The organism is Mycobacteroides sp. H003, assembly GCF_001440135.1.
In the GTDB taxonomy this organism is placed as follows: domain Bacteria; phylum Actinomycetota; class Actinomycetes; order Mycobacteriales; family Mycobacteriaceae; genus Mycobacterium; species Mycobacterium gwanakae.
Genome location: NZ_LJYL01000034.1, coordinates 456,854 through 477,281, shown reverse-complemented (window position 1 = coordinate 477,281; position 20,428 = coordinate 456,854). Strand labels below are relative to the sequence as shown.

The window sequence follows — 20,428 nt, the reverse complement described above, 5'->3', positions numbered from 1 at the left end:
CCCCAGCGAAAAGAAGGAATCCTCCATGAACTACTTGGAAGCCATCGGCAAGGTGCTCGTTGTTGGGTTGGTCCTCGGTGCGGGTCTGCCCGCGTTGTTCGCGGCAGGCCTGGTCGCCTACTCCTCGGGTGCCGGCGGCGCCAATGACGACGGCACGGTCACCGCACCCAACCCGGCCGTGAAGTTCCTGGGGCTGGCGCTCTTCACTTTGGTGGGAGCGGTTGTCGTGCTCGCGCTGTTGTGGATCACCCGGACGACGATCATCCACCACACGGGCATCGACTTCTTTCCGTTCGTCAAGAAGTAGCGAGACCAACCAAAGACACCCGGCGGAAGCTACCGCCGGGTGTCTTTGCGTAATGGGTGGTCCGGTGGGATCTGCACGAAGATCAGCGTGACACCGTCAGGTGCCGCCACATGCATTTCATGCAAACCCCACGGCTCTTGCTGTGCGGCACGGCTTATCGAGGCACCGCGGCTCTCCAGCTCGGTCTGCGTCGCATACACGTCGCGTACCTGGAGCCAGAGGGCACCCGGAAATGCGGTGAGGGGGCCGTCGGCGCGGCCGTGCCCGGCGATCTCGATGAGGGACTGTCCGGCGAAAAACACCATGCCGGCTCCGTAGTCGCGTGCGATGGCGAGCCCCAGGGTGTCCCGGTAGAACGCCAGCGTCGCGTCATAGTCCTTAGGCCGCAACAAAATTCGGCTGGACAATATCTCCATACCCGTGTGTATCACGGGCGCCGGGATATTAAAGGGTTTCGCGCCCCGACATTGCCACCTTTGTCACCAGGCTGGGCGCCACTGCGTTGGTGGCGGCCGACATCACCGAGATTCGCGGGGCGATACGCACCGGCCGGGTACGGGCCGCCAGCACCATCCACTCCGCGGCCTCAGCGGAGGTCAGTGCCGCTGCGTTGGTGTATGCCTCGGTCGGCGCGATCATCGGGGTACGCACCAAGGGGAAGTAGAGCGTGCTGGTGTGCACGTTGTACTTGCCGTATTCGGCATCCACGATGCGGCTCACCGTCGAGAGTGCGGCCTTGGAGGCGTTGTACACCGCGAACTGCGGCACCACGTCCGTGAGCACTCCCCAGGTCGCGACGTTGATGATGTGGCCGCTGCGACGTTCGACCATGCCGGGTGCGAACCCGCGGATCAGCCGCAGGGGCGAGAAGTAGTTGAGCTGCATGGTCCGCTCGGCGTCATGCCAGCGGTCCAGAGACTCGTAGGTTTTACGCCGGATGGAGCGACCGGCGTTGTTGACCAGGATGTCGACGCCGCCGTGGCGCTCGTTCACGGTCTGCACCAGCTTGTCGATGGCGTCCAGGTCGGACAGGTCGCATGCGATGGCATCCGCGGTGCCGCCGGCGGCGGTGATGCGCGCGGCGACCTCGTTCAGCAGGTCTTCGCGTCGCGCCACCACGATGACCTTCGCGCCGAGCTTGCCGAATTGGTATGCGGCCTCCTCGCCGATACCAGAGGACGCTCCGGTGATGAGGACGCGCTTGTCCTTGACCGAGACACCGTAGTTTGCGTCGAACTTCGCCCGAATGAGCGATGGGCTGGGGAAAGGCTGCATCAGGGCGCGCGCAAAGGCGATGTTCAGTCGCTTGCTCACCGAGTTCTTACTCACGAGTAAGAACTGTATGCCCCTCGCGATGAGTGCGAAATGCCGGGCCTGGGTGACTTAGGTCTCGAAGGTATGCCTTACCGGCGGTGTCCTACGCTGGCCTCACTCATCCCCTATGACGACAAGGACGTGGCTATGGGATCGCTGGCAGGTAAGACCATCATCATGTCGGGAGGCAGCCGCGGCATTGGGCTGGCGATCGCACTCCGGGCCGCGCGTGACGGTGCGAATGTCGCGATCATGGCGAAGACGGCCGAGCCGCATCCGAAGCTTCCCGGCACCATCTACACCGCCGCCGAAGAGATCGAGGCCGCCGGTGGTCAGGCGCTCGCGATTCTCGGCGATGTCCGTGACGACGAGGTGGTCGCCTCGGCAGTGGCCCAGACGGTCGAGCGGTTCGGCGGGATCGACATTGTGGTCAACAATGCCAGCGCCTTGAATCTGGCTCCCTCGGAATCGATTTCGATGAAGGCCTATGACCTGATGCAGGACATCAACGCGCGGGGCGCCTTCTCACTGTCCAAGTCGGCGATCGGCGCTCTCAAGGAGGCGGACAACCCACACATCCTGACCCTGTCACCGCCGATCACGCTGGAACCCAAGTGGTTCGATCAGACCACTACCGCGTACACCATCTCGAAGTTCTCCATGAGCTTGGTGGCCATCGGGCTGGCTCATGAACTGCGTGAGTACGGCATCGCGTCGAACTCGCTGTGGCCGCGCACCACGATCGACACCGCCGCAATCCGCAACATCCTCGGCGCAGAACTGGTGGCCCGCTGCCGCTCGGCCGAGATCATGGCCGACGCCGCGTACGAGATCCTGATCAAGCCCAGCCGTGAGGTAACCGGAAACAGCTTCATTGACGACGAGGTGCTCACCGAGGCAGGTGTCACCGACTTCTCGAAGTACCGCCAATGCGCCGAAGAGGACCTCGAACTCGACTTCTGGATGGAGCGCGCGGCGCGGTAACCGCCCGCACAATCGAGTAGTCGGTTACTCGCGCTTCTCCGCGACGCTGCGGCGACGATTGCCCCACTCAGTTCGCATAGAGGGGTGTTCGCGATGTGTAAGACCGAGCCTCGACGATGGACGGATCTGTTCCAGCCGCGCATCATGCTGCCCGTCGCTGTCGCGATCGCCGCGGTCGCCGCTGGGCCATTTGTCCACAGCCCTCTGCTGCTGGGTGTGCTCGGGTTTGTGGGGTTACTGGCGTTGACGCTGGCGCTGTTCCCTGCGATCAAACAGGTGGAATTCGGTCTGCCGTCCGGGTTACGGATAACTGCCGACCTCACCCGGCGGGAAGAAGAGCTGGCGCGGACATTTGAGATCCAGAAGCCGATCTTCGAAGAGTGCGCGAGCCTGCTGTGTGATGACCCAGACGTCGGCAAGCGATTGATGGAAACCGCCATCGCTCAGGCCACCCTGAAGTGGCGAGGGCCGGTGCATCAGTCGATCCAGATCTTCACGTTGTGCTGGTTTGTGCATGCGCTGATGGCGCATTCGCGGCTCACGCTGACCGGGCGGCCCGCCGCCGGGCCAAACCCGTTGTCCCAGTTGACGCAGGTTCAGCGGGTGGCCGCGGTGCTCAGCGCCTTCGCCGACGTCGGCATCGATGATCTCTCGGACATGCTCGGGTTGACGCCGTCGCAGGTGCAAGCAGAACTCCGGGTTGCCGACGGCGTTCTCGCACCGATTGCCTATGCCCGGGGGTTGGACCGATGAGTGATCCGGCCGTTCGCGGGCTGTTGCGCTCCGTCGCGCGTGATCGGCGAGCGGTACATGTCGACGTTCCCCGATCGGTGGCGACCGGAATCGGACAGCTGCGAGGCCAGATCTTGACGTGGTATCTGGTGGCCGGGGCGGTGGCCATCGTGATCGGCACTGGCGCGGTGGGTACCCGTGTCGCGCTCGCCCAGTCGGCGGGCGGGGGGAGTGATGTGCCTACGCCGGTAGTCAATTCGGTCTCCACCACACCAACGGCGGCACCGGTGACTGTCACCGCGACGGAAACCGGTACCTCGACCAGGACGGTGACGGAGACGGTGACCTCCCACTCGACGGCAACCGTAACGTCGACGTCGACCACGACCGTGACGGAGACATTGACCACCACCGAGACAACCACGGAAATCGTGCCGACCACGATCACCAGTACGACGACCGTCACCGTCCCCACGACGGTCACATCCACGACGACTGTCACGGTCGCCGCGCCGTCGTCGGGCGGTCGCTGCAGGCCCAATCCGTGCTGAGCGGGCGCTTGGGTCTTAGTAGTGCCAGGGGTAGGGCGACCAGTCCGGCTTGCGCTTCTCCAGGAATGAGTCACGGCCCTCGACGGCCTCATCGGTCATGTAGGCCAATCGTGTTGCCTCACCGGCGAACAGCTGCTGCCCGACCAGCCCGTCATCGGTGAGGTTGAAGGCGTACTTGAGCATTCGTTGTGCCTGGGGCGACTTCTCGTTGATGGCGGCGGTCCACTCCAGCGCGACCGTCTCCAGGTGTTCGTGGTCAACGACCTCGTTGACGGCGCCCATGTGATGCATCTGTTCGGCCGTGTAGGGGCGGCCCAGGAAGAAGATCTCACGGGCGAATTTCTGCCCGACCATCTTGGCCAGGTAGGCGCTGCCGTAGCCACCGTCGAAGCTGCCCACATCGGCGTCGGTCTGCTTGAAGCGCGCGTGTTCGCGGCTGGCCAAGGTCAGGTCGCACACCACGTGCAGGCTGTGTCCACCACCGGCGGCCCACCCATTCACCAAGGCGATCACCACCTTTGGCATAAAGCGGATGAGGCGCTGCACCTCCAGAATATGCAGGCGGCCCGCCCGGCCCGGGTCCACAGTCTCGGCGGTCTCGCCTCCGGCGTACTGGTAGCCGGTGCGGCCCCGGATGCGCTGATCGCCGCCGGAGCAGAATGCCCAGCCGCCGTCCTTGGGGCTGGGGCCGTTCCCGGTGAGAAGCACCGCCCCGACATCGGAGGTCATCCGGGCGTGGTCCAGGGTTCGGTAGAGCTCATCGACGGTGTGCGGCCGGAAGGCATTGCGCACCTCGGGCCGGTCGAACGCGATCCGGACGGTCCCTTGGCTGACGTGCCGGTGATAGGTGATGTCGGTCAGATCCTCGAATCCCGCCACCGGCTGCCAGCGAGTCGGGTCAAAGGGACTGGCGGTCTGCCCGTCGTCTTGGGTCATGGCTCCGACTCTAGAGGCCGCCCGATGTGCGGCCGGTCGACGCTACCCGTGAACGACTACGCCGACGACTGTGCCGACGTGGATGTCGTCCACTGGGTGAACAGGCCCGGCGGCGGCTGCTGGCACCAGGCCCACTTGCCACCCTCCTTGCGGAACTGGTTCGGCTTGGTCTGGGTTTGGGTAGCGGCACCGCCAAAGCTGTAGGTCGCGGTGATGTCTCCGGTGGCGCTGTCGCCGATGATCTTGATGTTGTCGATCGCGAACTTCTCGACGGTGGTGTTCTCGCGGATCACCTGCAGCACGGTCGCGGCATAAGCGAACTGGTCGCGGCCGACGATCGCCTTGACCAGGGTGGCGCGCTCGCTGCTTCCCGCACTCGGGAATCGTTGTGCCACACTGCTGGACAAGGTGGAAGTGTCGCCGTACATCAAGGCTTCCTCGGCGCCCTGCCACGAGTTGATCGAGGGCACGAGCTTCTCGTCCGCGGTGCGGCTGGACACCTGGTAGCGCGGGCAGGTCAGGGCATTACCGGCGTCCAGATCGAGGCTGCCGAGGGCCTTGCCGAGCTGGGCGGTGACTTGACGGATCTGGTCTTGATCGCTGACCTGTGAGGTCGCGGGCGGCGGCGGGGGAGTCTCCGAGGGTTTGGTGAGCGTCTTGTAGACAGTGCACCCGGACAGAGCGGTAGCCAGCGTCGCGGCGACCACTATCGCGCGCGCTGACTTGCGGAAACGTGTGGCACGCACCTGAGGCATCGTCGAATACCTTCCCCGTGAGATATGTCAATGGCCAGATCATTAGCCTGGCGTAAGAAATCTAACTCATGGTGGCTCGGTTGTATTCCCGCGCCAGGTGCCGGGGGTCAGCGCCGCGTGATCGGGTGGCGGCTCAGAATCGAGATCCGATTGAACGTGTTGATCATGATGGCCGACCAGACCAGCACTGATACCTGATCGTCGGAGAGATGCGCCCGCGCGGCGGCGTACTGCTCATCGGTGAGGTGGCCTGCGGTGACCTCCGTCACGGCTTCGGCGATCGTCAGGGCCGCGCGCTCGACATCGGTGAACAACTCGGCCTCCTGCCACACCGGCAGTACTGCGATCCGCTGAGCTGACTCACCTTCCTCGAGCGCGACCCGGGTGTGCAGATCGAGACAGAACAGGCAGCGATTGAGTTGGGATACGCGAATATTGACCAATTCCAGCGTTGTTCGCGAGAGCCCGGCCTCGGTGGCCTGGGCGCGGAGTTCGGCGGCGGCTTTGGTCAGCCCCTGGTAGACAGACGGAGTCTGCTTGTCGATGTAGACGCGCTTCGCGGTCATCCCTGGCGGGCCTCGACCGCGGCCAGTGCCTCCGGTGTCACCGGGTCGACGATGTCGTCGAACTCATGGTGCTTGCCGACGAATTTCCGGACGTACGGGCACACCGGCACGATCCTGCGCCCGGTGGACCGTGTGGATGTCAGGGCCGACTCAACGAGTGTCCCGGCGAGGCCGCGGCCGCCGAACTTCTCGTCGATCTCCGTGTGATAGAAAATCCGCACCTTCGTGCCGCTCAGCGCGGTATCCAGGTATTCGGTGAAGCCCGCGCGTTCGCCGTCTGCCGTTATCTCGAATCGGTGGTTATCGGGTGCGTCGGCGACCGTGGTGGTGGATTCGGATCCGTCCATGGTGACCAACTATGCCGCACGCACCGTGAGTTCGGCCGATGATGAGGACATGAGCAATACCGAGACAGCCCCGACGGAGACCCGCTGCGAGGGCGGGCCGTGCCCGCGGGATGGACGTGGCCGTCCGGTGGTCGAAATACTCACTCCCCGAGAGGTTCCTCTCGGGGGGCCACGTGCGATGACGGTGCTGCGGACCCTGCCTCAGGCCGGGAGATCGCTGATCGGCGCCTGGTGCTTCGCCGACCACTACGGACCCGACGACATCGCGCAGTCCGGCGGCATGGATGTGGCGCCCCATCCGCATACCGGACTGCAGACGGTCAGCTGGCTGTTCGCCGGAGAGATCGAGCATCGCGATAGCAACGGAGTGCACGCGATGGTGCGGCCGGGGGAGCTCAACCTGATGACGGGTGGGCACGGCATCTGCCACTCGGAGGTGTCGACGGCCCACACCACCACGCTGCACGGCGTACAGCTATGGGTCGCGTTGCCCGATGAATCCCGGGACGCGGCACGGGATTTTCAGCATTACGCGCCCGATGCGGTCGCCGTGGGTGGGGTCAGTCTGCGTGTGTTTTTGGGGACCCTGGCGGGGCAGGTATCGCCGGTGCGCACTGCCACGCCGTTGCTTGGTGCCGAGCTGACATTGCAACCGCGCAGCCTGGTGCGATTCGACGTCGATCCCGGTTTTGAGCACGGGCTGCTGGTGGACACCGAGGCGGTGGAGTTGTCCGGAACCAGGTTGTCGCGGGGCGAGCTCGGATACGTCGGTACCGGCGTCGATCAGCTCACCGTGCTCAACCCGACCGATGCGGTAGCGCGGGCGATCCTGTTGGGCGGCAGGCCGTTCGGTGAGCAGATCGTGATGTGGTGGAACTTCGTCGGCCGTGATCACGACGAGATCGCGGGGTTTCGCGAGGAGTGGCAGGCCGAGTCCGAGCGCTTCGGGCAGGTGCAGGGATATGAGGGTGCGGTGCCTCGTTTGCCTGCCCCGCCACTGCCGACCGTGCGGATGGTCCCGAGGCGCAACGCGCCGACCGCCAACCCGGGAATTTAGATGCCGCTGAACAGAATTGTCTCGTACGTCCGTGCCACCGCCTGGATGAGTTTTCTGCTCCAGTGGTGGACCGAGCCGGTCCCGACGGGCTGGCTGCGGGCCTTCCTGCGGGAACGCAAGCTCGACCGGACCGTTCGCAACCTCATCGGCGGGTATGCGTTGATCTTCGCCGCGATCTGCGTGGCGGTGCAGTTCAGCGACACCGGGCCCCGAAGCACGGTGGGTCGCGCCATCGTCGTGGTGTGCGCGCTCGGCGCGCTGGGGTGGGCGGTGCGCTGGGTTGTAGGGCCGTGGCCTTCTCTGCGTGAAGCGGTCGCGTTTGTCGCCTTCGCCGACGTCGGAATCGCGGTGGCCTGCTGGCAGGACTCCGACCCGCTGGCAGGTTTGGTGGGAACGGTGCTGTTCACGCCGGTCGGCGCGTACGTCAGCTTCTTCCTGGGTAACCGGCTGCTGCTGGCGCACGTGGCGTGGTGCGGCCCGGTGATCTTCGCGCTGTCGCTGCGTCTGCTTGCCGAGGGCACGGTGGGTGCGGCGATGACCGCGGTGGTGAAAGTGACCAGCATGCTGGTGGTCGTGGTGTTGATACCCATGGTCATCCAATTCGGGATCGCGGTGGTGCGCTTGGATGCGCTGGCGGCACAGCGGGATCCGCTCACCGGGCTGCTCAACCGGCGCGGCATCTACGGCGAGTGGCAGCGTCTGCACGGCGGGTTGATGCGTGAGCACGGGTTGGAAGGCGACCGAGTGGTCGCCGCCGCCATCGTCGATATCGATCGCTTCAAGTCGATCAACGATCAGTACGGCCACGGCACGGGTGACCGGGTGCTTGTCGACCTGGCCAACGCGTTCGTGGGCGAATCGATGCGGGGAAACACGGTGGGCCGCTCGGGCGGCGAGGAGTTCATTGTAGTGACAATCTGCCCTGCGCATGCCGTCATTGATTTCGCCACCCGGCTCCGGGAAGCGGTGACGGCGTCCAAGCCGGCAGGCATCGCGGTGACCGCGAGTGTGGGGGTGGCGGCGCAGCCGGTTTCCAGTGTGGCGTCGGCGGCATCACGAGAGGCCATCGATGTACTGACCGCCTGCGCCGATCGTGCGATGTATGAGGCGAAGCGCAATGGCGGTAACCAATCTCGGATCCTTCACCCGGGATTGGATTCCGGTGATCACTACGTGTGGCAGTCGGGCGCCTAGCCTTCCAGCGGATCAAACCGGAAGACGGCGGCAATCCCGGCGAGAGCTTCGAACTCATCGGGGGTGCCCTCTTTGACCAGTCCGGCGTTTCTGATGAAGCCGACTCCGGTGGGTACTTCGACCGGAAACGCGCGCAGCACAGGTCGGGAATCTTCGGGCGACAGCTCGATGATCCGGACCCGCTGGGTGCGGCGGCCTTGGGTCAGGGTGCCCTCTTTGGCCTTGCGTGCATTGGTAATCCATGACGATCCGGGAACTCCGCCGACGGCATAGCGGTGGCCGTCGAGTGTGAACGGGGTGATGGGAGTCGGCCGCGGCTTGCCCGACTTGGCGCCCGGCACGGTGAGGACCACCATCGGCAATTTGAGGCCTATCTTGTGCCCGCCGATGACGACCTTGTTGAAGTATCTGAGCCATTTGGGAACGGGCTTGATGTCAACTGGCATGACATTAGGGTACGCCCCTGGGGTCGCGCTGACTAGGGGGTTCTACCGTTCAAAATGTCGCCGAGGAGACGGTTCACCTGCTCTTCGGCCACCAGTGCGTTGAGGCCCAGATCGGAGAGCTTTCGGGAGATTTCCGTGTGGCCGGACAGGATTGCCAGCAGCAGGTGCTCGGTACCGATGTAGTTGTGGCCCAGCCGAAGTGCGGTGTGCAACGTGGCTTCCAGTGCCTCCTGCGCATCACCGTCGAATTCCGCGGTGGGCAGTTTCGGGGCGACGGTCTCGTAGTCGGGTAGCGCCCGCACGGGAATTCCTAGGGCTTCGGTGCTTATCCCGGACTGCGAAACGATAAGTGCGGCGAGTCCTTTCGGATCACTTACGGTTCCGGCCAGAAGGTGGTCGACGGTGATCGGTGTGCCATCGGTGAGTGCGAACCCTGCTGCTGCCACGACTGATCGCCGGGCCCGGTCGGTGAAGCGGGAGAACATCCGTACCGATGGCACGAAGCGCTTCTGCGCCGCCTGCTTGGAGACGCCCATGCTGGACCCGATTTCGCTCCAGGAGGCGCCAGAGCGTCGGGCCTGGTCTACGAAATGTCCGATCAGGGCATCGGCATGATCGGAGAGCCGTCCGGCCAGCAACATCGCATCGGACAGGCGGTCCAAGGCGGTGCCGTCGGGATGCATCCCGCGCACCGACTCGATCAAGTTGTCGAGAGAGAGGGAGAAGTCGGCCATGCGTCAACCTTAGGTTGACGATATCGCACTGTCAACTGAAAGTTGACCAGTTGGTGGCCTTAACTGGCGCGCGGGCCGAACCGCCGCCGTGCCGCGTGGACGGCTCCGATCGAGCGGCCCAAGCGAGCCGCGACTTGTGCCGCGGTGGTCGACGCGTCCAGGGCCTTGTCGATCTCCTCGGTGGTCCAGGGCTTCTGCCAGTTCAACGGATGATTCCCGGCGTCGGCGAAGTAGCGCTGGGTTCGCCGGGCGGCCCGCTGGTTGATCCGCTCCCAGCGTTCGCGTTCTGAGTCACCGATTCGCTGCAGTCGCTGCGACTCGGCCGTGGAACAGCCCGCGCACCGGCAGCCCGATTGAAATCCCGCGAGACCGTGAACCGTCAGCATCTGCTCTCCTTTGCCTATCCATCGATGCGAGCAGATTCGCACCCGGTTGCGGTGCGGCTCTAGAAGCCAAAGTCACTTTCAGGGCTTCTCGTCGGACGTTCTGAATTGCGTGCGACGATCGCAGGTGTGGAGTTGCCCGCGTTAGACGATGTGCTGGACCGGCTGCACGTGGTCGCGCTACCCATGCGGGTGCGATTCCGCGGCATCACCACCCGTGAGGTGGCGTTGGTCGACGGCCCTGCGGGCTGGGGTGAGTTTGGTGCCTTTCCCGAATATCAGCCGCCTGAGGCCTCAGCCTGGTTGGCCGCGGCGATCGAGGCCGCCTACTACGAGCTTCCGGAGCCGCGGCGCACCCGAATTCCGGTCAACGCCACCGTGCCCGCGGTGGCCGCCGCGGCGGTGCCCGAGGTGCTGGCTCGTTTCCCGGGCGCCCGCACCGCCAAGGTCAAGGTGGCCGAGCCCGGGCAGACCCTGGATGACGACATCGCGCGTGTCGAGGCGGTCCGCGCGCAGATCCCCACCGTACGGGTGGACGCCAACGCGGGATGGACCGTCGAGCAGGCCGTTGAGGCACTGAGGGCACTGACCCGCACGGGCGCTCTCGAGTACGCCGAACAACCCTGCGCCACGGTCGAGGAACTGGCGGAGGTGCGTCGGCGGCTCCCGGATGTGCCGATCGCGGCCGACGAGAGCATCAGGCGTGCAAGCGATCCGATGCGTGTTGCGCGGGCTTGCGCGGCCGATATCGCGGTGCTCAAGGTGGCCCCGCTCGGCGGGGTGGCCGCGCTGCTGGATATCGCCTCGCGGATCGGTATGCCCGCGGTGATTTCCAGCGCCCTGGACAGCGCGGTCGGTATCGGTATCGGTTTGCGTGCGGCCGCGGCACTGCCGGTGCTCGAGCATGCCTGCGGATTGGGGACCGGGGGATTCTTTGTCGAGGATGTGGCGCAGGCGCCGACGCCCGAGGACGGTTACCTGCCGGTGTCGTCGTTCACACCCGACCCGGATCGGCTGGCGACACTCGTCGCCGCCGCAGACCGCCGCGACTGGTGGCGGCGCCGTGTGGCCGACTGCTACCCGCTGCTGAACCGGTAGGTTCTCTCAACGTGCCTCTCGCGAACATCAACGGCATCCAGATCAGTTACGACGATCGTGGGCCCCTGGCGCTCGGCGCCTCCGGTGATCCCGTCGTCTTCATCTCGGGGCGCGGTGGTGCCGGGCGCAGCTGGCACCTGCACCAGGTACCGGCATTTCGTGCCGCGGGTTATCGCACCATCACCTATAACAACCGGGGGATACCGCCGACCACCGAGTGCGCCGACGGTTTCACCCTGCAGGACATGGTGGCCGACGCCGCGGCGCTCATCGAGAGCCTCGGCGCGGCTCCGGCCCGATTGGTCGGGTTTTCCATGGGCGCGCTCATCGCCCAGGAACTCGCGCTCACCCGTCCGGACCTGGTGACCGCAGCGGTGTTCATGGGAACGCGGGGGCGCGAGGACTCCACCCGATCGTTCTTCCGCAAGGCCGAGCTCGAACTGTCCGCATCGGGTGTGCAGGTGCCGGCGGCATATCAGGCGGCCATGCGTCTGCTGTTGAACTTCTCGCCGAAGACCCTCAACAACGATGCCGCGATCAAGGACTGGATCGACATGTTCACGCTGTGGCCGGAGCCGACCTCGGGTGGCATCGATCACCAGCGCAGTGCCATCCCTGCCCCCGATCGGCCCGGCGCGTACTCAGGCATCACGGTTCCGTCGCTGGTCATCGGATTCAGCGACGATATGACCCTGCCGCCATACCTCGGCCGGGAGGTGGCCGAGGCCATCCCCGGCGGCACCTACGTCGAGATCGCCGACGCCGGGCACCTGGGCTTCATCGAACGTCCCGACGAGGTCAACCGCGTAATCCTGGAGTTCTTTGCGAGCGCCTCACAGGCGGTATGACACCCTGATGGCATGAACCCGTCGACCGCACAGGCCCATGCCGTCGTCGACGAGCTGATCCGCGGCGGCGTCCGCGATGTCGTGCTGTGTCCGGGGTCGCGCAACGCACCCCTGGCCTTCGCATTGCACGATGCGGACAAGGCCGGCCGGTTGCGTCTGCATGTGCGCATCGACGAGCGCACCGCGGGCTTCCTGGCGGTCGGTCTGGCGGCGGCCGGCGGCGCTCCGGTGCCGGTGGCGATGACGTCCGGCACGGCAGTAGCCAATCTGGGGCCCGCGGTGGTGGAGGCCAATTACGCCCGCATTCCGCTGATCGTGCTGTCCGCCAACCGCCCCTACGAACTGCTCGGCACCGGTGCCAATCAGACAATGGAGCAGCTCGGCTACTTCGGCACCCAGGTTCGCGCCGCGATCAGCATCGGTCTGGCCGAGGAGGGCTCGGAGAAGCTTGAGGCGCAGAACCCGCACTGGCGTTCGGCGACTTGTCGAGTGTTGGCTGCCGCCAAGGGATCCCGCACTGCCAATGCCGGCCCGGTGCAGTTCGACATTCCGTTGCGCGAACCACTTGTGCCCGATCGCGACGGGGGCGCGATACCCGCGGGCCGCCCCGGCGGGATGCCGTGGACCTACACCCCGGACGTGACGTTCGACGAACCCGTCGAGATCGACCTGACCCCCGATACCGTGGTGATCGCGGGGCATGGCGCGGCCGCGCACCCCAACCTGTCGATGTTGCCCACGGTGGCCGAACCTACTGCGCCCCAACCCGACAACCCTGTGCATCCACTGGCGCTGACCCTGTTGCATCCGCAGCAGGTGATCATGCTGGGACGGCCGACCCTGCACCGTCAGGTGTCATCATTGTTGGCGGACAATAGAATTCCGGTATACGCGTTGACCACCGGCCCGCGCTGGCCCGACGTGTCCGGCAACTCCCAGGCCACCGGAACCCGGGCAGTCACGTCCGGAAATCCGGATGCCGCGTGGTTGCAACGGTGCGCGCACGCGCACCAGAAGGCGCTCGACGCGGTGCGCGTACAGCTGGGTACTCATCCGCTGACCACCGGTTTGCATGTGGCGGCCAAGGTATGTGGGTCATTGCGCGACGGCGACCAGCTGGTGCTCGGCGCCTCCAACCCGGTACGCGATGCCGCGCTGGTCCCGTGGGGTGCCCGAGATGTTCGGGTGCGTTCCAATCGTGGGGTCGCCGGTATCGATGGCACGGTGTCCACCGCGATCGGTGCGGCGTTGGCGCATAAGGGGGGTCGTACCGTGGCCCTGATCGGTGATCTCACCTTCGTGCACGACAGCTCGGGGCTGCTGATAGGCCCGACCGAGCCGCGCCCCGAGAACTTGACCATCGTGGTCTCAAATGACAACGGCGGCGGCATCTTCGAACTGCTGGAACAGGGCGATCCGAGATTCGGTGACGTGTCCTCCCGCATCTTCGGAACCCCGCACGATGTCGACATCGCGGCCCTGTGCCGGGCCTACCATGTCGATTCGCAATCCATCTCCGTGGAGGAGCTCGGCCCCGCACTGGACGAACCCGCCGGGGGCATCAGGGTTCTGGAGGTCAAGGCCGACCGCTCCACTCTGCGTGAACTGCACGCCGCCATCAGGGCTGCCCTGTGAACCGACGCTCCCGTGTCATCAGGAGGGTCAGGATCGGGGTGCTGATATTGGCGGGACTGATGACCCTGCAGTCACTGCTACTGGTCGCGGGCGCCTGGCGAAACGACAAGGCCATCGAACGAGATATGGGTGTCGCGCTGGCCGAGGTGCTCAGCGCCGGGCCGCGGCGATCCACCATCGAGTTCGTCACGCCCGAACGAGTCACGTACCGGCCGGAATTGGGCGTTCTCTACCCGTCCGAGCTCAGCCCGGGCATGCGCATATATGTCGAATACGACAAATCCGACCCGGATTTGGTTCGCGTACAAGGGCGTAACGCCTCATTGTCGATAGTTCCGGCCGGGTCCATCATCGTCGTGGTCTGGGCGGTCGCTGGAACGGTGCTGCTGGGGCTTGCATGGATACAGCGGCGAAGTGCGGCGCCCATTCACGCTTAAGTTTGCGTGACGTATGCCTGGGGGCAACCTAACTGCCAGGTGACGCTGACATGCTGTCTACGTGCGCATCGCGATCGTCGCCGAGTCGTTCTTGCCGAACGTCAACGGAGTTTCCAACTCGGTGCTGCGGGTGCTGGAGCACCTCCGCCGCACCGGGCATGAGGCCGTCGTCATCGCACCGGACACTCCCCGTGGACAGGCCCCCGCTGGTACCGAATACGACGGAGTGCCCGTGCACCGGGTGCCGGCCGTCATGTTTCCGAAGGTGAGCACCCTGCCGCTGGGCGTGCCGCAGCCACGCATGGTGCGGATCCTTCGTGATTTCGCGCCCGACGTGGTGCACCTGGCCTCACCCTTCGTCCTGGGATACGGCGGGTTGCGTGCCGCCCAGCATCTGGACATCCCCACCGTCGCGGTCTACCAGACCGATGTGGCGGGTTTCGCCGACAGCTATGGCGCCGGTTTCGCCGCTCGTGCCGCCTGGCGCTGGACCAAGCATCTGCACGGCCGTGCCGACCGCACCTTGGCCCCGTCTTCTTCTGCGATGGAAGACCTTGCCGCGCACGGAATACCACGAGTGTTTCGGTGGTCACGCGGTGTCGACATCGAACGCTTCGCGCCCTCGGCGCGTGATGAGGATCTGCGCCACTCCTGGTCGCCCGAGGGCAAGCCGATCATCGGGTTTGTCGGGCGTCTGGCTCCCGAGAAACATGTGGAACGCCTGGCGGTGCTGGCTCAGTGCGATGACCTGCAGCTCGTCATCGTGGGCGGGGGCGTGGAGCGAGACGCACTCGAAAAGCTGATGCCCACAGCAATTTTCACCGGAGAGCTGACTGGGTCGGCGCTGTCGCGGGCATACGCCAGCCTCGATGTCTTCATTCACCCGGGCGAGCACGAAACGTTCTGTCAGGCGGTGCAGGAGGCGCTGGCCAGCGGGGTCCCGGCCATCGCTCCGGATGCCGGTGGACCACGTGATCTGGTGATCCCGGGACGCAACGGAATGCTGCTGCCGGTGGCTGATTTCGAGGCGCGGCTGGGAATGGCCGTCGATCATCTGGTGCAGCCGGCGACCCGCAGCCGATTCTCGGCGGCCGCCCGCCGGGGGGTGCTGTCACGCACCTGGCCCGCCATCTGCGACGAGCTGCTTGAGCACTACGCCGCCGCGGCGGGCACCACGCTGGGCCGCGGCATCATGACGGCCTAGTGCGCTGTACCGTCACGGTATGAACCGCGCCACCCTGGAAAAGGACCCGCACGAGGTCGCGTCCATGTTCGATGCGGTGGCCAAGCGATACGACATCACCAACACCGTGCTGTCCTTCGGTCGTGACCGCGCCTGGCGCCGTGCCACCCGCGAATCGCTGAAACTGAAGCCAGGGGACAAGGTGCTCGACATCGCCGCGGGCACCGCGGTCTCGACGGCAGAGCTCACCCAGTCCGGCGCCTGGTGTGTGGCGGCGGATTTCTCGGTCGGCATGCTCAAGGCCGGTGCGCATCGCACTGTGCCCAAGGTGGCCGGAGATGCGACGCGGCTACCGTTCGCGGATCACTCGTTCGACGCGGTCACCATCAGCTTCGGTCTGCGCAACGTCGTCGATCACGTCGAGGGACTGCGGGAGATGGCGCGCGTCACCAAACCTGGTGGCCGCCTTGCGGTGTGTGAATTCTCGACTCCGGTCAACCGGCCTTTCCGCACGCTGTACATGGAGTACCTGATGAAGACGCTGCCCTCGGTGGCGCGCGCCGTCAGCAGTAATCCGGACGCGTACGTGTATCTGGCCGAATCGATCCGGGCATGGCCCGATCAGGAGGCGCTGGCGCAGCAGATCATCTCGGCCGGATGGTCGAATGTGCGGTGGCGCAACCTCACTGGCGGCATTGTCGCCCTGCATGTGGCCACGCTCTGACCACAGGCTCCCATCAGCTGAACGGCGGGCGTGAATCGATGCGGCGTGAGCCGCCACCGGCCACTCGCCAGGCGCGCGCTACCGCGTCATGGTCTTCGTCGGTCACCAGATTTCCCATGAGCCGCACCGCGACCCGCATCAGCACCTGAGAGCGCATGCCGACCGGACCCATGACGGGCAGGAAGCGCGGCAGGGTCAGCAACGCCGCGAGCCGTCGCGCGATCGAGAACGACCGGCCATACCGGTCGCGGAGCAGCTCCGGCCACAACTGTGCGTAGTCGTGGGCGTCGAGCACCTCGGCGGCCAGATGACCGGTCTCCAGACCGTAATCGATGCCCTCGCCGTTGAGCGGGTTGACGCACGCGGCGGCGTCGCCGATGAGCATCCAGTTGGGGCCCGCGACGCCGGACACCGCACCGCCCATCGGCAGCAGTGCCGAGGCGATGGAGTGCAGGCGGCCACTGAGCCCGAAGTCTTCGCGCCGCAGCTCGGTGTAGTACTCGATGAGCGGACGCAGCGCGGCATCAGCGGGGCGCTTGGAGGTGGCGAGTGCGCCGACGCCTATGTTGATCTGCCCGCCGCCCAGCGGGAAGATCCAGCCGTACCCGGGGAGCACCTGGCCCTCGGGTGAACGCAGCTCCAGATGCGAGGTCATCCATTCCTCGTCGCCGCGTGCCGACTCGATGTACGCGCGACCGGCGACGGCATACACGGTGTCCTTGTGCCACTCGCGCCCGAGGACCTTGCCCAGAGGGGAGCGCACACCGTCGGCGACGATGACGGCCTTGCAGGCTATCTCGCCCGGGCCGCTGTCGTCGAGCACCCGTACCGAGGTGACCCGGCCCGCCGAGTCGCGTTCGACGTCAACCGCCTTGGTGGATTGGGCCATCTTGGCCCCGGAATCCACCGCCACCTGCCGGATCTTGTCGTCCAATTCGGTGCGGCGCACCGCGCTGCCGGTGCCGCCGAAAGATGGCCCGGGCCAGGGCACTTCGATGTCGCCGCCAAATCCATGCAGCCGCAGACCCTGGTACCGGATGTGCTCGTCGAGCCATGGTTTCAGCCCCAGCAGCTCCAGCTGTTCGACGGCGCGCGGGGTCAGCCCGTCACCGCAGGTCTTGTCTCGGGGGAACACCGCCGAATCGACCAGGACCACCTCACGCCCGGAGCGTGCCGCCCACGCCGCGGCCGCCGATCCGGCTGGTCCGGCACCGACGACGACCAGGTCCGCTGACGTCTGCACCTTCACAGTATGTTGGACCGGTGAGTAACTCGACCACGGTGGCCGGAGTTGACCTCGGTGATCCCGTATTCGCCGCGAAGGTGCGCGACGATTTGGCCGCGATCGAAACCCTCATCGTGACCGAGCTTGGGCAGTCGGACCCGCTGTTGACGGAGTCGGTGCTGCACCTTTTCCACGCAGGCGGTAAGCGCTTCCGCCCGCTGTTCACGGTGCTCGCCGCCCAGACCGGACCCGATCCGGACAACGACGAGGTGATCCTCGCCGGCGCGGTGTGCGAGCTCATTCACCTGGCCACGCTGTACCACGACGACGTCATGGACGAGGCGCAGAAGCGTCGCGGCGTGCCCAGCGCCAATGCTCGCTGGGGTAACAACGTCGCGATCCTCGCCGGGGACTATCTGCTGGCCACGGCCTCGCGGCTGGTGTCCCGGCTGGGGCCCACCGCGGTGCGGATCGTCGCGGAGACCTTCGCCGAACTGGTGACGGGCCAGATGCGGGAGACCGCCGGGGTGCCGCAGGGCGGTGACGAGACCGAGCACTACCTCAAGGTGATCCACGAGAAGACCGGGTCGCTGATCGCGGCGACCGGACGCTTCGGCGGCATGACCTCCCGGTGCGATGACGAGCAGATCGAGCGGCTGAGCCGTCTAGGTGCCATCGTCGGGACCGCGTTCCAGATCTCCGACGACATCATCGATATCGAGAGCCTCACCGACGAGTCCGGTAAGACACCTGGCACCGACCTGCGCGAGGGGGTGCACACGCTGCCGATGCTGTACGCCCTGCGCGATACCGGGCCGGAGGCCGATCGGCTGCGTGTCCTGCTGGCCGCGCCGATCACCGACGATGCCGAGGTGGAAGAGGCTTTGACGCTACTGCGGGGATCGAACGGGCTGGTTCAGGCGAAGTCGGTGGTACTGGACTACGCCGATCGCGCCAAGGCCGAGCTGGTCGAGCTGCCCGCGGGTGCCGCCCGCGACGCGTTGGGCGTGCTCATCGAATACACCGTCCGTCGTCACGGCTGAGCGCGCGGAACCCGAGCGCGCCCTGCTTCGTTAGCTTGGGTGAACCGAGTAAACGGAAGGGAAGCTCATGTCGACGGCAGGACCGAGCCACGCCAACGGACTGAAGACAGTGCTCCTGCTGGGCGGCATGTCGGCGATGATCGTGTTCATCGGCTCGCTGTTCCACAGCAAGAGCATCCTGCTGCTGGCCGTTCTGTTTGCCGTGGGCATGAATGCGTACGTGTACTTCAAGAGCGACACCTTGGCGTTGCGTGCCATGCACGCCCAGCCGGTGACGGAACTGCAGCAGCCCGCGATGTACCGGATCGTGCGGGAGCTGGCGACCGTGGCACGCCAGCCGATGCCCAGGCTGTACATCAGTGACACCAATGCGCCCAATGCCTTTGCGACGGGCCGCAATCCGCGTAATGCCGCGGTCTGCTGCACAACGGGCATCATCGATCTGCTCTCTGAGCGTGAGTTGCGTGCCGTGCTGGGCCACGAACTCTCGCATGTCTACAACCGCGACATCCTGATCTCGAGTGTGGCGGGTGCGCTTGCGGCCGTCATCTCGGGGCTGGCCAATATGGCGATGTTCATGAACTTCTTCGGTGGTGGCGGCGACGATCGCCCGAATCCCTTTGCCCTTTTCCTGGTTTCGATGCTGGGGCCGGTGGCTGCCACGGTGGTGAAAATGGCGGTGTCCCGTTCACGTGAGTATCAGGCCGACCAGTCGGGCGCCGAACTGACCGGAGATCCGCTGGCCCTGGCCTCGGCCCTGCGCAAGATCTCCGGCGGGGTGCAGGCCGCACCGTTGCCGCCGGAGCCGCAGCTGGCCAGCCAGTCGCACCTGATGATCGCCAACCCGTTCCGGGCCGGCGACCGGGTGGCATCGCTGTTCTCGACACATCCACCGATGGCCGATCGTATTGCGCGCCTTGAGGATATGGCCCGCTTCTAACGGCTCGACGGCAACCGGACCGTGCGTCCGGTCTGCGCGGCCAGCCGGTCGAGTACGGGCGCATCCGGGGCGACGGGCTGTGGGGTACCGAACTTCCCCGACCGTGCGAATGCTCCGGCACGCTGCTCAACTAGGCCCAGCGCATTCTCGACGAGGTCGGCGGGCAGGTCCGCGGGAACGCCGGTGGACTGTGCCAGGTCCCAGCCGTGGGTCAACAGGTCGGCCATCCGGATCCGAAGCTGGTTGTCTCCGGTCGTGTGGGCGAATGGGCCGGGATAGGTCTGCTCGAGCACCCCGGGGCGTGTCAGCGTCTCGCTCAATGCCAAGACCGACTGCTGATACGCCGCGGCGGGATCATCGTCGGCGCCGCCACCGGGCCCGCCGAAGCGCTCGGACAGCGAGTAGTTCACGTCGATCAGATGGTTGACCAGCTGGCGCAGAGTCCACTCGGCGCACGGCGTCGGCTCGTCCCACTGCTCCGGGAGTATTGCGGTGACGAGTTTTCCGACGGCCGACGAGGCCCGCAGAAAGTCCTCGGTGGCACTCATCAGCGATACACCATCACCGTGGTGGTCCCGTGTGCCACCAGCCGGCCCTGGGAGTCGACAACCTTGCCCTCGGCGGTCGCGACCCTGCGCCCTGGGTGCAAGACCGTGCCCGTCGCGATCAGCTTCTCGCCGTCGGTGGCGACGGTACGGACATAGTTGACCTTGAGTTCGAGTGTCCCGTAACCGATTCCAGCCTCCAGCGTGGAGTGCACGGCGCAACCCATGACGGAGTCGAGCAGCGTCGCGCAGATTCCGCCGTGCAGGGTGCCGAGGGGATTGGCGAACTCGGGCCGGGTGACCACGCTGAATGCGACGGAACCGAAGCTGATTTCTTCCAGCTGCATCCCGAGTAGCCGGGAAATGGGTGGCGTCGCCTCTGGCGTTCCTCCCATGCTCTTCAGCAGTTCGAGTCCGGACAGGTTCTCGATTTCGATGGTCATA

24 protein-coding genes and 2 pseudogenes are annotated in these 20,428 nt (G+C 65.8%); 14 read left to right on the top strand and 12 right to left on the bottom strand.

The window, feature by feature from the left end:
- Positions 1 to 25 precede the first annotated feature (25 nt).
- On the top strand, positions 26 to 307 hold the full coding sequence (locus tag AOT87_RS22500) for a hypothetical protein (protein WP_030096548.1): 282 nt from the start codon (positions 26 to 28) through the stop codon (positions 305 to 307).
- Positions 308 to 336: 29 nt separating this feature from the next.
- On the opposite strand, the gene AOT87_RS22495 is transcribed toward AOT87_RS22500, so the two are convergent.
- Positions 337 to 723 (bottom strand): VOC family protein, encoded by a 387-nt coding sequence (locus AOT87_RS22495; protein WP_046254760.1) that lies wholly within the window; start codon positions 721 to 723, stop codon positions 337 to 339.
- A 109-nt stretch (positions 724 to 832) separates the two neighbouring features.
- Positions 833 to 1,582: pseudogene (locus AOT87_RS22490) on the bottom strand (SDR family oxidoreductase); the annotation flags it as partial.
- A gap of 186 nt (positions 1,583 to 1,768) precedes the next feature.
- Here AOT87_RS22490 and AOT87_RS22485 point away from each other — a divergent pair.
- From AOT87_RS22485 to AOT87_RS22475, 3 genes are all read left to right on the top strand, one after another.
- The gene (locus tag AOT87_RS22485) at positions 1,769 to 2,605 is read left to right on the top strand and encodes an NAD(P)-dependent oxidoreductase (protein WP_057967864.1); all 837 of its coding nucleotides are present in this window, start codon (positions 1,769 to 1,771) and stop codon (positions 2,603 to 2,605) included.
- A 93-nt stretch (positions 2,606 to 2,698) separates the two neighbouring features.
- Positions 2,699 to 3,358 (top strand): hypothetical protein, encoded by a 660-nt coding sequence (locus AOT87_RS22480; RefSeq protein ID WP_131727354.1) that lies wholly within the window; start codon positions 2,699 to 2,701, stop codon positions 3,356 to 3,358.
- Positions 3,355 to 3,888 carry a hypothetical protein gene (locus AOT87_RS22475; protein ID WP_057967866.1) on the top strand — a complete coding sequence of 178 codons (534 nt, stop codon included), beginning with the start codon at positions 3,355 to 3,357 and terminating at the stop codon, positions 3,886 to 3,888. The genes AOT87_RS22480 and AOT87_RS22475 overlap by 4 nt, the downstream gene beginning before the upstream one ends.
- A 15-nt stretch (positions 3,889 to 3,903) precedes the next feature.
- On the opposite strand, the gene AOT87_RS22470 is transcribed toward AOT87_RS22475, so the two are convergent.
- The 4 genes from AOT87_RS22470 to AOT87_RS22455 all read right to left on the bottom strand — a co-directional run bounded on the left by AOT87_RS22470 (position 3,904) and on the right by AOT87_RS22455 (position 6,492).
- On the bottom strand, positions 3,904 to 4,824 hold the full coding sequence (locus tag AOT87_RS22470; RefSeq protein WP_057967867.1) for a 1,4-dihydroxy-2-naphthoyl-CoA synthase: 921 nt from the start codon (positions 4,822 to 4,824) through the stop codon (positions 3,904 to 3,906).
- A gap of 56 nt (positions 4,825 to 4,880) precedes the next feature.
- Entirely contained in the window at positions 4,881 to 5,531 is a 651-nt protein-coding gene (locus AOT87_RS22465; RefSeq protein WP_057967906.1) for a hypothetical protein, read from the bottom strand.
- A 155-nt stretch (positions 5,532 to 5,686) separates the two neighbouring features.
- Positions 5,687 to 6,145 (bottom strand): carboxymuconolactone decarboxylase family protein, encoded by a 459-nt coding sequence (locus AOT87_RS22460; protein ID WP_057967868.1) that lies wholly within the window; start codon positions 6,143 to 6,145, stop codon positions 5,687 to 5,689.
- Complete coding sequence (locus tag AOT87_RS22455; protein ID WP_057967869.1) at positions 6,142 to 6,492, bottom strand: GNAT family N-acetyltransferase; 351 nt, start codon at positions 6,490 to 6,492, stop codon at positions 6,142 to 6,144. The genes AOT87_RS22460 and AOT87_RS22455 overlap by 4 nt, the downstream gene beginning before the upstream one ends.
- Before the next feature lie 49 nt (positions 6,493 to 6,541).
- On the opposite strand from AOT87_RS22455, the gene AOT87_RS22450 reads away from it, so the two are divergent.
- Entirely contained in the window at positions 6,542 to 7,549 is a 1,008-nt protein-coding gene (locus AOT87_RS22450) for a pirin family protein (protein ID WP_057964925.1), read from the top strand.
- The gene (locus tag AOT87_RS22445; protein WP_057967870.1) at positions 7,550 to 8,743 is read left to right on the top strand and encodes a GGDEF domain-containing protein; all 1,194 of its coding nucleotides are present in this window, start codon (positions 7,550 to 7,552) and stop codon (positions 8,741 to 8,743) included. It abuts the gene before it with no gap.
- Here AOT87_RS22445 and AOT87_RS22440 read toward each other — a convergent pair.
- Genes AOT87_RS22440 through AOT87_RS22430 form a run of 3 tightly spaced genes read right to left on the bottom strand, consistent with a single transcriptional unit; the run spans position 8,740 to position 10,309 of the window.
- Complete coding sequence (locus AOT87_RS22440) at positions 8,740 to 9,189, bottom strand: nitroreductase/quinone reductase family protein (protein ID WP_057967871.1); 450 nt, start codon at positions 9,187 to 9,189, stop codon at positions 8,740 to 8,742. The genes AOT87_RS22445 and AOT87_RS22440 overlap by 4 nt on opposite strands.
- 32 nt (positions 9,190 to 9,221) lie before the next feature.
- Positions 9,222 to 9,923, bottom strand: a complete 702-nt coding sequence (locus tag AOT87_RS22435) for a Clp protease N-terminal domain-containing protein (RefSeq protein ID WP_057967872.1) — start codon at positions 9,921 to 9,923, stop codon at positions 9,222 to 9,224.
- Between the two features lie 59 nt (positions 9,924 to 9,982).
- Positions 9,983 to 10,309, bottom strand: coding sequence for a hypothetical protein (locus AOT87_RS22430; RefSeq protein WP_057967873.1), 327 nt, complete (start codon positions 10,307 to 10,309; stop codon positions 9,983 to 9,985).
- 126 nt (positions 10,310 to 10,435) lie between these two features.
- Here AOT87_RS22430 and AOT87_RS22425 point away from each other — a divergent pair, with 126 nt between their 5' ends.
- The 6 genes and pseudogenes from AOT87_RS22425 (at position 10,436) to AOT87_RS22400 (ending at position 16,231) form a co-directional block, all read left to right on the top strand.
- Positions 10,436 to 11,404 carry an o-succinylbenzoate synthase gene (locus AOT87_RS22425; protein ID WP_057967874.1) on the top strand — a complete coding sequence of 323 codons (969 nt, stop codon included), beginning with the start codon at positions 10,436 to 10,438 and terminating at the stop codon, positions 11,402 to 11,404.
- Between the two features lie 11 nt (positions 11,405 to 11,415).
- Complete coding sequence (locus AOT87_RS22420; protein ID WP_057967875.1) at positions 11,416 to 12,252, top strand: alpha/beta hydrolase; 837 nt, start codon at positions 11,416 to 11,418, stop codon at positions 12,250 to 12,252.
- Positions 12,253 to 12,264: 12 nt separating this feature from the next.
- The gene (gene menD, locus AOT87_RS22415) at positions 12,265 to 13,887 is read left to right on the top strand and encodes a 2-succinyl-5-enolpyruvyl-6-hydroxy-3-cyclohexene-1-carboxylic-acid synthase (RefSeq protein ID WP_057967876.1); all 1,623 of its coding nucleotides are present in this window, start codon (positions 12,265 to 12,267) and stop codon (positions 13,885 to 13,887) included.
- A gap of 11 nt (positions 13,888 to 13,898) precedes the next feature.
- Positions 13,899 to 14,324: pseudogene (locus AOT87_RS22410) on the top strand (DUF3592 domain-containing protein); the annotation flags it as partial.
- A gap of 61 nt (positions 14,325 to 14,385) precedes the next feature.
- Positions 14,386 to 15,528, top strand: coding sequence for a glycosyltransferase family 1 protein (locus AOT87_RS22405; RefSeq protein WP_057967877.1), 1,143 nt, complete (start codon positions 14,386 to 14,388; stop codon positions 15,526 to 15,528).
- Between the two features lie 19 nt (positions 15,529 to 15,547).
- Positions 15,548 to 16,231: a demethylmenaquinone methyltransferase gene (locus AOT87_RS22400; protein ID WP_030096568.1), complete on the top strand. Its 684-nt coding sequence runs from the start codon at positions 15,548 to 15,550 to the stop codon at positions 16,229 to 16,231.
- Positions 16,232 to 16,244: 13 nt separating this feature from the next.
- Here the strand turns inward: AOT87_RS22400 and menJ are convergent, their stop codons facing one another.
- Positions 16,245 to 17,474, bottom strand: a complete 1,230-nt coding sequence (gene menJ / locus AOT87_RS22395; RefSeq protein WP_057967907.1) for a menaquinone reductase — start codon at positions 17,472 to 17,474, stop codon at positions 16,245 to 16,247.
- A 20-nt stretch (positions 17,475 to 17,494) separates the two neighbouring features.
- Here menJ and AOT87_RS22390 point away from each other — a divergent pair, with 20 nt between their 5' ends.
- Both AOT87_RS22390 and htpX read left to right on the top strand, forming a co-directional pair.
- A complete protein-coding gene (locus AOT87_RS22390; protein WP_346425393.1) occupies positions 17,495 to 18,499 on the top strand; it encodes a polyprenyl synthetase family protein in 1,005 nt (334 codons plus the stop codon).
- A gap of 67 nt (positions 18,500 to 18,566) precedes the next feature.
- Complete coding sequence (gene htpX / locus AOT87_RS22385) at positions 18,567 to 19,439, top strand: zinc metalloprotease HtpX (protein ID WP_030096571.1); 873 nt, start codon at positions 18,567 to 18,569, stop codon at positions 19,437 to 19,439.
- Here the strand turns inward: htpX and AOT87_RS22380 are convergent.
- Both AOT87_RS22380 and AOT87_RS22375 read right to left on the bottom strand, forming a co-directional pair.
- Positions 19,436 to 19,987: a TIGR03086 family metal-binding protein gene (locus AOT87_RS22380; RefSeq protein ID WP_057967878.1), complete on the bottom strand. Its 552-nt coding sequence runs from the start codon at positions 19,985 to 19,987 to the stop codon at positions 19,436 to 19,438. The two genes, htpX and AOT87_RS22380, sit on opposite strands and share 4 nt — an antisense overlap.
- Complete coding sequence (locus AOT87_RS22375) at positions 19,987 to 20,427, bottom strand: PaaI family thioesterase (RefSeq protein WP_057964825.1); 441 nt, start codon at positions 20,425 to 20,427, stop codon at positions 19,987 to 19,989. Before AOT87_RS22375 ends, AOT87_RS22380 begins: the two co-directional genes overlap by 1 nt.
- Position 20,428: the final 1 nt, after the last annotated feature.